We start from the raw sequence: 12,335 nt of genomic DNA on the forward strand, positions 1-12,335 counted from the left end.
ACCGCCGGACGCGCACGTTCTGAATGCGGGCCGGTGGGGTAGCTTGGTATCCTTCGGCCTTCGGGTGGCCGTAACCGCGATTCGAATTCGCGCCGGCCCACTTTTCCCCACTTTTGTTCCTCCAGCAACGGCCTTCGGGTGGCCGTAACCGCGTTCTCGCGAGTGTTCACTCGTAGATTTCAGCGTGGACCTTACGGAGGTCCTCCATCAGGCCAGGGATTTGGTCTTCTGATGCCGAGAATTCGTAGAGTGCTTCCTCGCCCTCGGTGTACTCGATTCGATCTGCGACATCTTTCAGAATCGCCTCGCGCTCCTCGTTAGGAAGGGCAATTCGGATTTCGCCCCACTGTGGTGTAACACCGTCCTCAGAGAGATTGATGTCGAACTCGGCAGTAAACGTCTCGCCTTGGAACTCGAGAGGGTGGTGAATCATAAACCAGCAGATGTCTCCGATGTACGGGTCGGGGAGCGGTTCTTCCCCGGTCGCTTCCTCGACGCGTCGGAGGAACTGATCTAACTGTTCGTCGGTGTCTGTGTCGGGCATACACCACGATTTCGATGGCGTACCTATCAATGTATTTGTGAAATCCAGTCACCAGCAGCGATGCCATTCTCAGCCGGCGTCTCATCGAGCGGGATCGCGCGGTCGATTACGACGTGACCCACTCTCGAGTCTCGCCGTCGATGTCAACCTCGGTCCCGACATCATCGAACGTGACACCGCCGTAGGCGACGCTGCTGTCGGGTCCCGCGTAGATTCCGACGGTGCCACAATCCGCCGCTCGAGCGGTCGTAAGCGTCGCGTCGACGTTTTCGCGGAACCGGAACCCTTGATGTTGCGGTCCGGTCGCCGTGATCTGGCTCAGTTTCAGGTCTGCCATGTCGTCGAAGAGGACGGCGTTCGTAAACGCGCCGTCGACGACGACGTTCGAGATCGCGGCTCCGTCGAACCCGCTCGCGTACAGCCCCGATCCGGCGGCCAGTTCGTCGTCATCGGTCCTGATGGTCACGTTGTCGACCGTTAGATTCCGCCGGCCGCTCTCGACGCGGCCCAGCGAGATCCCCCGCGCGTTTTCGCGACACGAGACGCCCTCGATGGTCAGGTCCTCGAGTCGCCCGCCGGTGTCGGCCCTGATCGCCGAGTGCCCGCAGCCGGTGATGTAGCCGTCCGAAATCGTGATCGACTCGTTGCCGTCGCGGTGGAGGTGGACGCCGTAGTCGGGGTCGTTTTCGGGCTCGATTTGGAAGTTCGTAAGGGTACAGTTCCGTGTCGGGGTATCGTCGGCCGCGACGAGTGCATCCGCCGACCCGTCCCACACGCTGTTCGCGCCCGTTCCCGCGTTCTGGTTGTCGAACTGCACCGGCGCGTCCGAATCGCCGTCGCCGCCGCGGGTCGCCCAGTAGCCGTCGACGACGACGTTCTTTGACGAGACGATGTCGATGTGATGGTAGTAGATCGCGTCGCCGTAGATATTCTCTAACCGGACGTTGTCGGCGTGTGCGGGCATGATCCCGGTCGCGTCCGGGGCGTCGATCCGGACGTTGCAAACGCCCCAGTTCGACGCGCCGCCGTATCCCGACTCGTCGTAGCCCGTGTTGGAGAGGAGCGCCCGCCCCTCCTCGCCCTCGGGGCGGGGCCCGTCGAAGACGGTCGAGCGCCCCGCGCCCAGCAGGATCGTATCGTCGCCTACCAGCGGCGTCCGCTCGAGGCGGTAGCGCCCGGGCGGGAAGTACACGATACCGCCGCCGGCTTGATCGACCGTCTCGAGGAGGTTGTGGACCCCGTCGCCGAGGTCGGTTTTCCCGTCGCCCTCGATGCCGTGGGCCTCGACGTTCCAGACGGGACGCTCCGCGGTTCGGAGGGAGCCGATCGTCGCCGCCTCGAAGTGGCTCGTTCCCGGCACCGGTCGGTCGGCACTCCCCCGTCCGTTGAAATACTCCCAGTCGCCGCTCGCCGCGTCCCAGCGCCACGTAATTCCCTGATCGGTCGCGTGGTAGAGTTCGTCGTCGTACTCACCTGTTTCGGGGCGCTCGGCGATCGGGCCGTGAACGATCGCGTGCTCATCGACCGCTTCGACCGTGTCGGTGTGGTCCCAGTCGTCGCCCTGCTCGAAGGTCCCCAGCCCGAGCCGTGGCGTTTCTCCGGCCATGCTTACTCGCCGCCGTAGCCGTGTCCGTACGCCGTGCCGTAGCCGGCTCGAGCGCTCGCTGCATCGTCTCCACACCCCGCGAGCGAAACGCAACCCGATACCGCCAGCAGCACGTCCCGCCGTCGCAGTCCTGAACTGCTCATACCTCCCGACGAGCCCGATACCGTATAAAAATAGTCATGCGGCGATCATCTCGACGGCGTCATGGATACCGGCCTCGAGTCGTCCCGACGGTTTGCGAGTCTGTCCACGGATCCGATCGAATGCGCTCGAGACGGCACCATACGAGTCGGTACCCGGACACGTGAACTCGCTCGACAGTCCGGATTTCTCTCCGATCCGAAGACACTTCCAGCACTGCGTGATGGCATACGTATGGGTCGACGGATTCGTCCGACCGGCTCGAGACAGCGCCGGCGGCTACACAGGCGGCTCCGCGCCCTCGAGGCGGATCTCGAGGAGCACTCACAACGGCTAGTCCGGCTGGAGAACGCGCTCCGGCACGTCGTTCGACGCACGGACGACGTGTCCGTCGGCGGCCCCTGTCAGTGCGGCGAGAGCCTGTTGATCGTCACCCAGCAGTCGCTGTACTGTCCGCAGTGTTCCTACCGGCGGACGATCTGAGCCGACGCCGACGGACGCCTCGACACCGTCACTCGAGGGTGACCTCGATCAGCGCCAACTCGTCCGACGGGACGGCCGCCGAAAATGCCGCCTCGAGTTCCTCCCATCCCCCGGGACGGTAGGCCTCTATCCCGAAGCTCTCGGCGAACGTCACCAAATCGGGGTTCGATAGCTCCGTTCCGGTGTGCTCGCCGCGGTGTTCGTCCTGTTTCTCCGAGATCAGGCCGTAGTCCTCGTCGTTGAAGACGACGGTCGTAAACCCGCAGTCGAGCCGACTCGCGGTCTCGAGTTCGGCCGCGTTCATCATGAATCCGCCGTCACCGGTGCCCGCGACGACGTTCGCGTCGACGGCCAGATCCGCCGCGAGCGCGCCCGGCACCGCGATGCCCATGCTCGCCAGCCCGTTCGAGATGACGCAGGTGTTGGGCTCGTAGGTCGGAAATGCCTGGGCGATGGCCATCTTGTGGCTGCCCACGTCCGAGACGAGCACGTCCGAATCGGCCATCGCTTCGCGGAGCAGTGGCAAGGCGTTTCGCACCGTGATCGGGTCGTCCGCGGCCGGTGGTTCCGTCACGGCTTCGAGCAGCCGATCGTGCAGATCGCCACACCACAGCGAACACGCCTCGTCGGGCAGGCGCTCGTCGATGGCCTCGAGGGCCGCGCCCACGTCGGCGACGATCTCTACGTCGGGGTTGTAGTGGCGGTAGACCTCCGCGGGCTCGTAATCGACGTGGACGATCGTCTTCTCGAGGTCCGGATTCCAGCCGGCCGGATCGTGCTCGGCGATGTCGTAGCCGACCGCGACGACGCAGTCCGCTCGCTCGATCGCCCGCGCGGCTTCGTCGGCGGGCCCCGAATCGAGGGTCATCAGCGAGGCCGATTCGCGGTCGGAAATCGCGCCCTTGCCCATGTACGTCTCGACGACCGGAATCCCGACGCGGTCGACGATGGCGCGGATGTGCTCGGATGCGCGGGTCCGGACCGCGCCGTTTCCCGCCAGGAGGATCGGCCGTTCGGCTTCGGCAATCAGCCGCGCCGCGTGCTCGGCCGATTCGTCGTCCGGGTCCGGCCGCCGAACCGGATCGCGGGTCGGGATCGGGTCGGCGTCGCTCTCCGCCGCGGCGACGTCCTCGGGGAACTCGAGGTGGGTCGCGCCCGGCTTCTCGTACTCGGCCAGTTTGAACGCCTTGCGCACCGATTCGGGAACGATCTCGGGTTCGGCGATCTGGGAGTTCCACGCGACGATCGGCTCGAAGATGTCGACCACGTCGAGCGCCTGATGGCTCTCTTTGTGCAGTCGCTCGCGGCCGCCCTGCCCGGTGATCGCGACGACCGGGCTTTTGTCGAGTTGGGCGTCGGCGACGCCGGTCATCAGGTTCGTCGCGCCGGGACCGAGCGTCGACAGACAGACGCCCGCTTCCCCGGTCAGGCGGCCGTGGACGTCGGCCATGAACGCTGCGCCCTGTTCGTGGCGCGTCGGGACGAACCGGATCGAGGAGTCCCGCAACGAGAACAGCAAGTCTTCGATTTCCTCGCCCGGAACCCCGAAGACGCGGTCGACGCCTTCGGCCTCGAGGCAGGTGACGAGCAGGTCGGATGCCGTTTGCATGGTCCTCCCGTCCACGTCGCTGTCCATTAATCGCACCCAATGTCAGAAATATGCCTAGTCGGCGTATTCTGTATGGCGACTATTGGTTTATGACAGATCCCTGTACCACTGTTCCCGGCGAACCATCTCGAGGTGGTGAGGACACCCACCGGCCGACCAAAATCCGCTCACAGGATCTGATCCGCTCGAATCCGCAGAATCACCCGTTCAGTTTCGATCGGCATCTGATACTCGTCGTCGTCCGTGTACCGCCGCGCCAGTTCGTCGATATGTTCTCGAGCGCCCTCGGTCGTAATCTCTGCGACTTCGCCGATCACCGAGAGGTGCTGATACGGGTTGTCGGGGTCAACCATGCTGATGCCGACGGCGGGGTCGTTCCGGACGTTGCGTTCTTTCTGCCGGCCCCGTTCGGTGTTGATTAGTAGCCGGTCGTCGTCGGCGTCGTAGTCGATCCAGACGGGCGTGACGTGTGGCAGCCCTTCCTCGGTCAGCGTTGCGATGTGGGCGAACGTTTTCTTTTCGAACAGGTCGTCGAACTCGTCTGGTATCGAGGCCATAGGCACCGTTCACCGGCCCCGTTTTTGTGTGTGCTGCCTACATCCACCGGGGGTGAACGATCACCGAGACCGACGGTTCGACCGCCCTGGGGCGGTGTAGATACGAGCGGCCGCGAGACCACGCAAGTGTCGGCTGACGGCTTATGCACCTCGGCAATGACGGTTGTCGTATGACCGATCGACAGTCGCCGACTCGTCGTCGAGTACTGACCCTGACAGGCACAGCGGCTTCGACCGCTCTCGTCGCCGGCTGTGGCGGCCCGGGCGGCGGGAACGAGACCGAAAACGAGAGCGAACCCGAAGCCGAGGAGGGAACGGGGAACGGACAGGACATGGAGAACGACACCGGGGCGGGGAACGAAACGGGAATGAACGAGAGCAACGAGACCAACGAGAGCGAAAACGAGACCGAGGAACCCAACGAAAGTACGGACGAGGGCGGCATGAACGAGAGCAACGAAAGCGGCAACGAGAGCGAGAACGAAAGCGAGTAAATCGGCCTCTCCCGCGGCGGCCGGTCGTCGCGTTCCGATTCGGCCACGTCCACGCTCGAGGCGGAGACGTAACCGTTACCGGTCCCCGACGCCTGCCCCTAACAATGACCGAGGGACTCGAGACGAATATCGAAGAGACGGACGAGATCGCCGAGCGGCGCAACGAGCTTGCGGCGCGCGTTCGAACCCACGCCGGCGAAATAGCGCGGGAACTCGCCGTCTTGCAGGGCGGCGACTACGGCCAGGAGACGTTCAACACCGACGGCGGGAGCTGGACGCTCAAGTACGAGGCCGGCGACGTACAGTACCTGCGCTTCGATCCGCAATCGGGCTCGGAGACCTACGTCGTCTCGAGCAAGCAGCCGCCCGAACCGGAGCCCCTCGAGCGGGCGATGGCCGACTACGGGGCGTTCGTCGAGGCCTACAACGAGTACGTCCGCTCGTTCGAGGGCCTGTTCGCCGACGTCTCCGACGAATTCCCCGAGGTCGAGTCGACGGCTGAACTCGTCGCCGAACGGGATCGAATCGTCGACCGAATCCGTGACGTCTGCAACGCGATGGCGAGCCAACTCCACCGATACGACGGCGACTACGGCAGCTACTCGGCGACGGTGTCCGGCACCCGCTGGGAGCTGAAGTGGGAGGGAGATGTCGCCTCCTACCTGCGGGTCGGCGGCTCCGACGGCGTCTATCTGCTCTCCCAATACGGCCCGGCGGCGGCCCCCGAAGTCCGCCGGCTGGCCGACGACGTTCCCACCTTCGTCGACGCGTTCAACGACCACGTCGAGGACCTCGAGGCGGACCTCGAGACGATCCGGTTCGACAACGTCTAACAGGGAGCCGTGATCGAGGAGAGAGGCGGTGACCGGTGGGAAGTCGCGGCAGGCGTCTTCGCTCTCGAAGCAGCCGTACGCGGTCCGTTCTGTCGTTCGTCGTTCCGTACGGCGGACAGGGGGCGGAACAATTCTCGCGACGACTGTGGAGCGATATACAGCGGTCCCGACCGCTCTATACCCGAACTAGTAGCCGTTTTGTACCGTCTGTCCCTACCGGATGGTGGCGAGGACTTCGCCTGACCGATCATGGATGGCTCTACTGACGGGGACGGGGGCATCGCCCACGAGTACACGGCCGAGACCGACGAGATCGATCCCACGGGGTCGGTGCTGTTCGATGCCATCGTCGTCCGCTATCAATCCGAGAGCGACCGCTGTACGCTCGTTCCCTGCGACGGGACCACCGAGGAGAAACTGAACGCGTGGCTGACCGCCGATCTGGAGACGGTCGTCGACCTCGACGACGCTCGGTGATCGCGCCCGCCTTCCCGCCCGCGATGTTAGACGAGTCCTGCACGAAGCGAGCGCTCTTCGGCGGCTGTCCTCGAGGGAGAACACGGCCAGAAGTTCAGACGTCGACGTACTGGTCGACCCACTCCTGGCGGCGCTGCAGCGCGCGTCGGCCCTTCGGCGTCAGCGCGTAGTAGTTCGTCCGTCGGTCGAGCTCTCCTTTCTCGACGAGCTCTTTCTCGACGAGCGTGTCGAGATTCGGATACAGACGGCCGTGCGTGACCGGCTGCTCGATGTAGTTATTGATGTCATCGAGAATCTCCTGCCCCGACGGCCGGTCTTTCCCTGCGATCACGTACAATAGGTCTCGCTGGAAGCCAGTTAGCTGGTCCATGGATCACCCTCTGAATGACGACGTTCACGGTGTTGTGGCTTTGTTATAGAGCTGGTACGTCACCGTCGAGACCGAGAACGCACCGCGTAGGACCGCTACTGGGCAACGCACTCGAGGGAACGCCGGGACTTCTCATCGAGACGGATGGTCGTCGCGTGACGCGGCGTTTTTGAGCCACACCGCCGTACCGGCCGCTATGCCCACCGATCCACTCGCTTGGGAGACGCGCGAGCGCCGGGTAGCCTACTCCTGTCCGGGTTTCGATGTCGTTAACGAGTCCGTTCGACTGCCCGACGGGACCGAAACCGACTTCGACTACCTCTCGGAACCGGAAAGCGTCTGCATCCTGCCGTTTACGCCCGCCGGTGACGTCGTCTGCATCGACGAGTGGCGACAGGCCGTCTCGCGAATCAGCCACGGCCTCCCCGTCGGCGGCGTCGAGTCCGAGGACGACGACCTCGAGGCGGCGGCCCGACGGGAACTCGCCGAGGAGACCGGCCACGAGGCCGAGCGCCTCGAGCCGCTGACGACCGTCGAGCCGGCCAACGGCATCGCGGACGCCGTCTTGCACGTTTTCGTCGCTTACGGCTGCCGGCCGACCGCCGAACAGCGACTCGATCACAACGAGAGCATTCGCGTGGAAGAGCGCTCGCTTGCGGCCCTGACCGACGCGGTGGCCGACGGCGAGATCCGCGACGGGCGGACGGTGCTCGCCCTCTCGTACTATCGGCTGTTCGACGAGGGGGACGGCCCGGACGGAGCGTAAGATCGACTCTCCCGAATCGCGACGCGATCCGCGTGCCAGTTCCCCGCTCCCGGCACCGATACCGATCGCTGACGAGGAATCGGGCGGCGTGAAAAAACGAACCCGACGTTCGATTACCGTCGAACACCGGGTGTCTCGCGGGCCGTCTCGGTTCGATCAGCCGAGTGCGCTATTCACCAGTTAGCCGCCGCTCTCGTTGCCGGTGTCGTTGGCGCTCTCATTGCCGGTTTCGTTGCCGCTCTCGGTTGTTGACTCGTTGCCCTGCTGCTCGAGCGATTCCGTTACTCCCTCGGTTTCGCCGATGGAGACGGTATCCGCGTTGGCGCTTTCGACGGTCATCGTCCCGCCGGAGAGCGACGAGATCGTCTCGCCTTCGGTGTCGGCGGCAGTTTCGTTCATCGCATCGTCCGCGGCGGTCTCGTTGCCGCCGTCGGTTTCGTTCTCGTCGGTCGCGTTGCTGTCTCCCGCAGTCTCGTTTACGGCAGTTTCGTTGCTAGCCGTCGCGTTCTCTTGGCTCTCGAGGGTGCCGACGGTCATCGATTCGAACGTGATCTCGTCGAGGGTGAACTCCTCGACGGTAAGGTTCTCGATCGCGTCGGAGCTGGCGTTGTCGGAGCCGGTCTCGTTCGTTTGCCCGTCGCCGTCGCCGCCGTCGCCGCCGTCACCACCGAACAGTCCGCCGATGAAGTCGGAGATCCCCGAGAGGATACCCCCCTCGTCTTCGTCGACGGTGAGGTCCTCGATCGTCAACTGATCGGTGTTCATGGACTCGATCGTCATGTTTTGAATCGTCGCGTTGTCAGCGTCCTCGCCGAGGATCTGGTCGACGCTGTCCGACGATTCGTTGCCGGTTTCGTTCCCGGTCTCGTTCGCGCTCTCGTTCCCGGTCTCGTTCGCGCCCTGCATGCCGCCCGTCTCGAGGTCGTCGATCGAGACGTTCTCGAGGACGAGCGACTCGAGGCCGACGTTCGAAATCGTGACCTCGGTGTCCGCGGATGCGTTGTCCATGGATTCGTTCGCAGCGGACTCGTTGGACTCGTTTCCTGCGGACGCGTTGTCCATGGACTCGTTGTCAGTCGTCTGGTTCAGTTCGCCCTCGAGTTCCCCGCTGTCCTGAATATCCAACTGTCCAGCGGTGAGTTCCTCGATCGTGACGTTCTGGATCGTCACATTTTCGAGTTCAAGCGTCTGGACCTGTACGTTCTCGAGCGTGGCGCTCGCGTCGCTCATGTCTCCGGCGTCGTCGGTCGCGGCTGTGGTCGCTCCGCCGACGAGGGCGGGACCCCCCGAAAGCGCGACCAGCACCGCGACGAAGGCGACGCCGATTGTTCGCGGTCGTGAAACCATACGCGCCACGGTACGGCCGTCCCGCCGCTAAAACGGGAAGACTGTTACGGGATTATCGCGGAGAAAACCGCCGTTGTGGACTCGAAAAAACCGTTTGCGGTCGGTCCGCCGTCGGGCTACCGGGCCGCGATCGGCGCGTGACCGCCGTGGCCCTGTGTGGCGGCCCATACCGGTATCGCCGCGTCCGCCCGCTGTCGCGGCCGGTTGGGCCACAGATCGAGTCGTCCCGCCCCGTCTCAGCGGTCCGTTACCGCTCTCGAGTGGCGAAAGCATCGATTTCCGCGCCGAAAGAGAACGCGAGGGCTCGAGACAGGGCGTCTCGGTCGGGTGGCAGTCGAGTCGAACCCGCCGGCGGGGCGAGACCTCTCGACCGGGCGATAGCCGAAAAAGAGAGACGACGGCTCTCGGTGCCGAACGCGTCGGCTCGTCGATCGCCGACCTGCGACGCGGTCGCTCGAGGCCGCGGTGGTCCCTGTGGCTATCCGAGTCGGAGTTCCCGCGTCTCGACGGCGTCGCAGGTCGGACAGACGAACTGATAGCGGACTCGTTCGCCCGTTGTGGTCACGCGCCAACTGCCGTCGGTATCAACGTAGCCACACGCCGGACACCGCAGTTCTGACTCGTCGAACTTCTCCCGCAGTCGCTCGAACGGCGATCGATGGACTGACATGTGTGTACATACACCGTGATAACATATAACATTCTAGCCTGCCGAGCCGGGGACGATCGGGCTGCCGATCACAACGGTTCTTAGGGAGCCGTCCGTAGGGCAGACTATGGACGATGTCGACACGGAGCGCGGCGACAACGCCGTCGACGAACCCGCGGCGGCCGTCCGCGCACTCGAGTACGTCGTCGATCCGGTCGTGGCGGTCGTCGAGGGGACGATCACGTACGCGAACGAGGCCGCCCGCGACGCGTTCGAACTCGGCGATGCCGACCGCGACGCGGCGACCGCACTCGGCGCGCGTTGGGATCGGCTCGCAGCGGCGATCGACGAAACGACGGTCGGCACCGCCCGGCGCGTCGACTTCGACGGCGATCGGGGAAGTGTACGCCTCCACCGCGGCGCGAACGGCGCGACGATCACCTTCGACCGCGACGGCTCCGAACCCCACGCCGACGACGCGACCGGCTCCCCGTCGGGTCCGACCGATCGGCTGGTCAAAGACCGCGCGATCGAGGAAGCGCCCGTCGGGATCACCATCTCCGATCCCGACCGCGAGGACAACCCGTTGGTGTACGTCAACGGGGCCTACGAGGAGATCACCGGCTACCAGTTCGACGACGTCGTCGGTCGGAACTGCCGGTTCCTACAGGGCCCCGACTCCGACGAGGACGCCATCGCCGAGATGGCCGCGGCGATCGACGAGGACAGACCCACCACCGTCGAACTCAAGAACTACCGCAAGGACGGCACCGAGTTCTGGAACGAGGTGACGATCGCCCCCATCCGGGACGACGAGGGCCGCGTGACCAACTACGTCGGCTTCCAGAACGACGTGACCTCCCGAAAGGAGGCCGAACTCGCGCTCGAGCACCGGACCGAGGAACTCGAGTACATCCTCGATCGCGTCGAGGGACTGATTCAGGACGTCACCGCCGTCGTCGCCGGCTCGACCGATCGGGCCGCCCTCGAGCGCGAGGTCTGTGAACGGATCGCCGCGGAAGACGCCTACGACGGCGCGTGGATCGGCGAGCGCAACCCCGCAACTGGCACGATCGAAATCCGCTCGAGCGCCGGAGACGCTCCAGAGCGCGACCGACTCGAGGGCGATACCGACCACCCCGCCGCCGAGACGGTCGCGACGGACGAACCCGCCGTCGACACCGTCGACGGAACGACCCGCGTCGCGTTGCCGCTCTCGTACAACGGCATCGAGTACGGCGTCTTGACGGTTCGGGCAGATCGGGACCACGCCGCCGACGACCGCGAAACCGTGATCCTCTCCGCGCTCGCCCGTGCGGTCGCAAGCGGCATTAACGCCCGCGAAACGAGCCGCGTGCTCGCGACCGACGCCGTCGTCGCCGTCGAACTCGAACTGACCGACCGCAACCTCGCACCCGTGGCGCTCTCCGCCGAAGCGGACTGCCGACTCGAGTACCGGCGCTCGGTCCATCGATCCGACGACGAGACGGCGTCGCTGTTTTCCGTCGACGGCGCGAGCGCGGACGAGATCGCCGCCGCTGCCGCCGACCTGTCCGACGTGGACTGCCGGATCATCGTCGAGCGCGACGAGGGCTGTCTCGTCGAACTGACGAGCGCGAACGACCTCGTCGGCTGGCTCTCGAGCCGTGGTGCCCGCACCCGAACAATCGAGAGCGAGGGCGGCCGCGCCCGCGTCACCCTCGAGATTCCCCGCTCGGCGAGCGTCCGCTCGGTCGTCGAGGCCGTCGAGGACCGCTACGAGGGAACCGATGTCATCTCCTTCCAACAGCGTGAACGAGAGGACCAAACCCGCCAAGAGTTCGCCGCCCGGCTCGAGGAATCGCTGACCGACCGGCAGTTCGGCGCGCTCCAGCGGGCCTACCTCGGCGGCTACTTCGAGTGGCCCCGCCCGACGACTGGCGAGGAACTCGCCCAGTCGATGGGCGTCTCGCGGCCGACCTTCCACGAGCACCTGCGGACGGCCGAAGCGAAACTGTGTCGGGCCTTCTTCGGAGACGCGTAGCCGCCGTTTTCGGTGACACTCACGGGGCGAGACCTGTAGCCGCGGCTTAGCCCCGCGGACGGTCGCCGAGATTTATGTGGGTCGTCGTGGGACCCGTTCCTATGCTCCCGTTCACAGCTCCGCTTCAGGCCGGCGGTGGGTTCCTGTACTGGGCGATCATCTTTTTCGTCCTCGCGATCGTCGCCGCCGCCGTCGGCGCTCGCGGCGTCGCCGGTATCTCGATGGAGATCGCACGGATCTTCGTGTTGATCTTCATCATTCTCGCGGTGGTCGCACTGCTGTTATAACCCCGACGAGTCCCACCGCCGGCGTCGCGCCGTCGAGGAACACGCCGAATCGCGTTCAGCGGCCCGTTCGGCTCGCGTTTCCACGCCACCGTCGAACAGCGTGGTCGCTGACGGTTACGTTTCCGCAGTTCTTGCCAGGAGTCCCGACT

15 protein-coding genes and 1 tRNA gene are annotated in these 12,335 nt (G+C 65.2%); 8 read left to right on the top strand and 8 right to left on the bottom strand.

Features of this window, described 5'->3' with window-relative positions:
• Positions 1–27: 27 nt before the first annotated feature.
• A tRNA-Pro gene (locus ACJYUO_RS01110) sits at positions 28–100 on the top strand.
• 66 nt (positions 101–166) lie between these two features.
• Here the strand turns inward: ACJYUO_RS01110 and ACJYUO_RS01115 are convergent.
• The 3 genes from ACJYUO_RS01115 to ACJYUO_RS01125 form a co-directional block, all read right to left on the bottom strand.
• The gene (locus ACJYUO_RS01115; protein ID WP_494343577.1) at positions 167–544 is read right to left on the bottom strand and encodes a hypothetical protein; all 378 of its coding nucleotides are present in this window, start codon (positions 542–544) and stop codon (positions 167–169) included.
• A 106-nt stretch (positions 545–650) separates the two neighbouring features.
• Positions 651–2,150: a glycosyl hydrolase family 28-related protein gene (locus ACJYUO_RS01120; RefSeq protein WP_494343578.1), complete on the bottom strand. Its 1,500-nt coding sequence runs from the start codon at positions 2,148–2,150 to the stop codon at positions 651–653.
• Between the two features lie 2 nt (positions 2,151–2,152).
• A complete protein-coding gene (locus ACJYUO_RS01125; RefSeq protein ID WP_494343579.1) occupies positions 2,153–2,293 on the bottom strand; it encodes a hypothetical protein in 141 nt (46 codons plus the stop codon).
• Between the two features lie 232 nt (positions 2,294–2,525).
• Between ACJYUO_RS01125 and ACJYUO_RS01130 the strand changes: the two genes are divergently transcribed.
• Positions 2,526–2,774, top strand: coding sequence for a hypothetical protein (locus ACJYUO_RS01130; protein WP_494343580.1), 249 nt, complete (start codon positions 2,526–2,528; stop codon positions 2,772–2,774).
• 28 nt (positions 2,775–2,802) lie between these two features.
• Here the strand turns inward: ACJYUO_RS01130 and ACJYUO_RS01135 are convergent, their stop codons facing one another.
• Positions 2,803–4,383, bottom strand: coding sequence for an acetolactate synthase large subunit (locus ACJYUO_RS01135; protein ID WP_494343581.1), 1,581 nt, complete (start codon positions 4,381–4,383; stop codon positions 2,803–2,805).
• Between the two features lie 167 nt (positions 4,384–4,550).
• Positions 4,551–4,940, bottom strand: a complete 390-nt coding sequence (locus ACJYUO_RS01140) for a PPOX class F420-dependent oxidoreductase (RefSeq protein ID WP_494343582.1) — start codon at positions 4,938–4,940, stop codon at positions 4,551–4,553.
• 170 nt (positions 4,941–5,110) lie between these two features.
• Between ACJYUO_RS01140 and ACJYUO_RS01145 the strand changes: the two genes are divergently transcribed.
• The 3 genes from ACJYUO_RS01145 (at position 5,111) to ACJYUO_RS01155 (ending at position 6,744) form a co-directional block, all read left to right on the top strand.
• Positions 5,111–5,434, top strand: a complete 324-nt coding sequence (locus tag ACJYUO_RS01145) for a hypothetical protein (protein WP_494343583.1) — start codon at positions 5,111–5,113, stop codon at positions 5,432–5,434.
• 104 nt (positions 5,435–5,538) lie between these two features.
• Positions 5,539–6,267 (top strand): profilin-fold protein, encoded by a 729-nt coding sequence (locus tag ACJYUO_RS01150; RefSeq protein WP_494343584.1) that lies wholly within the window; start codon positions 5,539–5,541, stop codon positions 6,265–6,267.
• 249 nt (positions 6,268–6,516) lie between these two features.
• Entirely contained in the window at positions 6,517–6,744 is a 228-nt protein-coding gene (locus tag ACJYUO_RS01155) for a DUF7511 domain-containing protein (RefSeq protein WP_494343585.1), read from the top strand.
• Positions 6,745–6,838: 94 nt separating this feature from the next.
• On the opposite strand, the gene ACJYUO_RS01160 is transcribed toward ACJYUO_RS01155, so the two are convergent.
• Positions 6,839–7,114 (bottom strand): PadR family transcriptional regulator, encoded by a 276-nt coding sequence (locus tag ACJYUO_RS01160; RefSeq protein WP_006429252.1) that lies wholly within the window; start codon positions 7,112–7,114, stop codon positions 6,839–6,841.
• 196 nt (positions 7,115–7,310) lie between these two features.
• Between ACJYUO_RS01160 and ACJYUO_RS01165 the strand changes: the two genes are divergently transcribed.
• The gene (locus tag ACJYUO_RS01165) at positions 7,311–7,880 is read left to right on the top strand and encodes an NUDIX hydrolase (RefSeq protein WP_494343586.1); all 570 of its coding nucleotides are present in this window, start codon (positions 7,311–7,313) and stop codon (positions 7,878–7,880) included.
• 180 nt (positions 7,881–8,060) lie between these two features.
• Here the strand turns inward: ACJYUO_RS01165 and ACJYUO_RS01170 are convergent, their stop codons facing one another.
• Positions 8,061–9,227 (bottom strand): hypothetical protein, encoded by a 1,167-nt coding sequence (locus ACJYUO_RS01170; RefSeq protein ID WP_494343587.1) that lies wholly within the window; start codon positions 9,225–9,227, stop codon positions 8,061–8,063.
• 478 nt (positions 9,228–9,705) lie between these two features.
• On the bottom strand, positions 9,706–9,897 hold the full coding sequence (locus tag ACJYUO_RS01175) for an HVO_0649 family zinc finger protein (RefSeq protein ID WP_494343588.1): 192 nt from the start codon (positions 9,895–9,897) through the stop codon (positions 9,706–9,708).
• A gap of 106 nt (positions 9,898–10,003) precedes the next feature.
• Here ACJYUO_RS01175 and ACJYUO_RS01180 point away from each other — a divergent pair, with 106 nt between their 5' ends.
• On the top strand, positions 10,004–11,899 hold the full coding sequence (locus ACJYUO_RS01180; RefSeq protein WP_494343589.1) for a bacterio-opsin activator domain-containing protein: 1,896 nt from the start codon (positions 10,004–10,006) through the stop codon (positions 11,897–11,899).
• A gap of 101 nt (positions 11,900–12,000) precedes the next feature.
• Positions 12,001–12,186 (top strand): DUF1328 family protein, encoded by a 186-nt coding sequence (locus tag ACJYUO_RS01185; protein ID WP_494343590.1) that lies wholly within the window; start codon positions 12,001–12,003, stop codon positions 12,184–12,186.
• Positions 12,187–12,335 lie beyond the last annotated feature (149 nt).

The sequence above is a fragment of the Natrinema sp. CRL1 genome, assembly GCF_059162405.1.

Coding starts and splice junctions, on each gene's coding strand:
- ACJYUO_RS01115 (WP_494343577.1), bottom strand. CDS start 544: ATGCCCGACACAGACACCGACGAACAGTTAGATCAGTTCCTCCGACGC.
- ACJYUO_RS01120 (WP_494343578.1), bottom strand. CDS start 2,150: ATGGCCGGAGAAACGCCACGGCTCGGGCTGGGGACCTTCGAGCAGGGC.
- ACJYUO_RS01125 (WP_494343579.1), bottom strand. CDS start 2,293: ATGAGCAGTTCAGGACTGCGACGGCGGGACGTGCTGCTGGCGGTATCG.
- ACJYUO_RS01130 (WP_494343580.1), top strand. CDS start 2,526: ATGGGTCGACGGATTCGTCCGACCGGCTCGAGACAGCGCCGGCGGCTA.
- ACJYUO_RS01135 (WP_494343581.1), bottom strand. CDS start 4,383: ATGCAAACGGCATCCGACCTGCTCGTCACCTGCCTCGAGGCCGAAGGC.
- ACJYUO_RS01140 (WP_494343582.1), bottom strand. CDS start 4,940: ATGGCCTCGATACCAGACGAGTTCGACGACCTGTTCGAAAAGAAAACG.
- ACJYUO_RS01145 (WP_494343583.1), top strand. CDS start 5,111: ATGACCGATCGACAGTCGCCGACTCGTCGTCGAGTACTGACCCTGACA.
- ACJYUO_RS01150 (WP_494343584.1), top strand. CDS start 5,539: ATGACCGAGGGACTCGAGACGAATATCGAAGAGACGGACGAGATCGCC.
- ACJYUO_RS01155 (WP_494343585.1), top strand. CDS start 6,517: ATGGATGGCTCTACTGACGGGGACGGGGGCATCGCCCACGAGTACACG.
- ACJYUO_RS01160 (WP_006429252.1), bottom strand. CDS start 7,114: ATGGACCAGCTAACTGGCTTCCAGCGAGACCTATTGTACGTGATCGCA.
- ACJYUO_RS01165 (WP_494343586.1), top strand. CDS start 7,311: ATGCCCACCGATCCACTCGCTTGGGAGACGCGCGAGCGCCGGGTAGCC.
- ACJYUO_RS01170 (WP_494343587.1), bottom strand. CDS start 9,227: ATGGTTTCACGACCGCGAACAATCGGCGTCGCCTTCGTCGCGGTGCTG.
- ACJYUO_RS01175 (WP_494343588.1), bottom strand. CDS start 9,897: ATGTCAGTCCATCGATCGCCGTTCGAGCGACTGCGGGAGAAGTTCGAC.
- ACJYUO_RS01180 (WP_494343589.1), top strand. CDS start 10,004: ATGGACGATGTCGACACGGAGCGCGGCGACAACGCCGTCGACGAACCC.
- ACJYUO_RS01185 (WP_494343590.1), top strand. CDS start 12,001: ATGCTCCCGTTCACAGCTCCGCTTCAGGCCGGCGGTGGGTTCCTGTAC.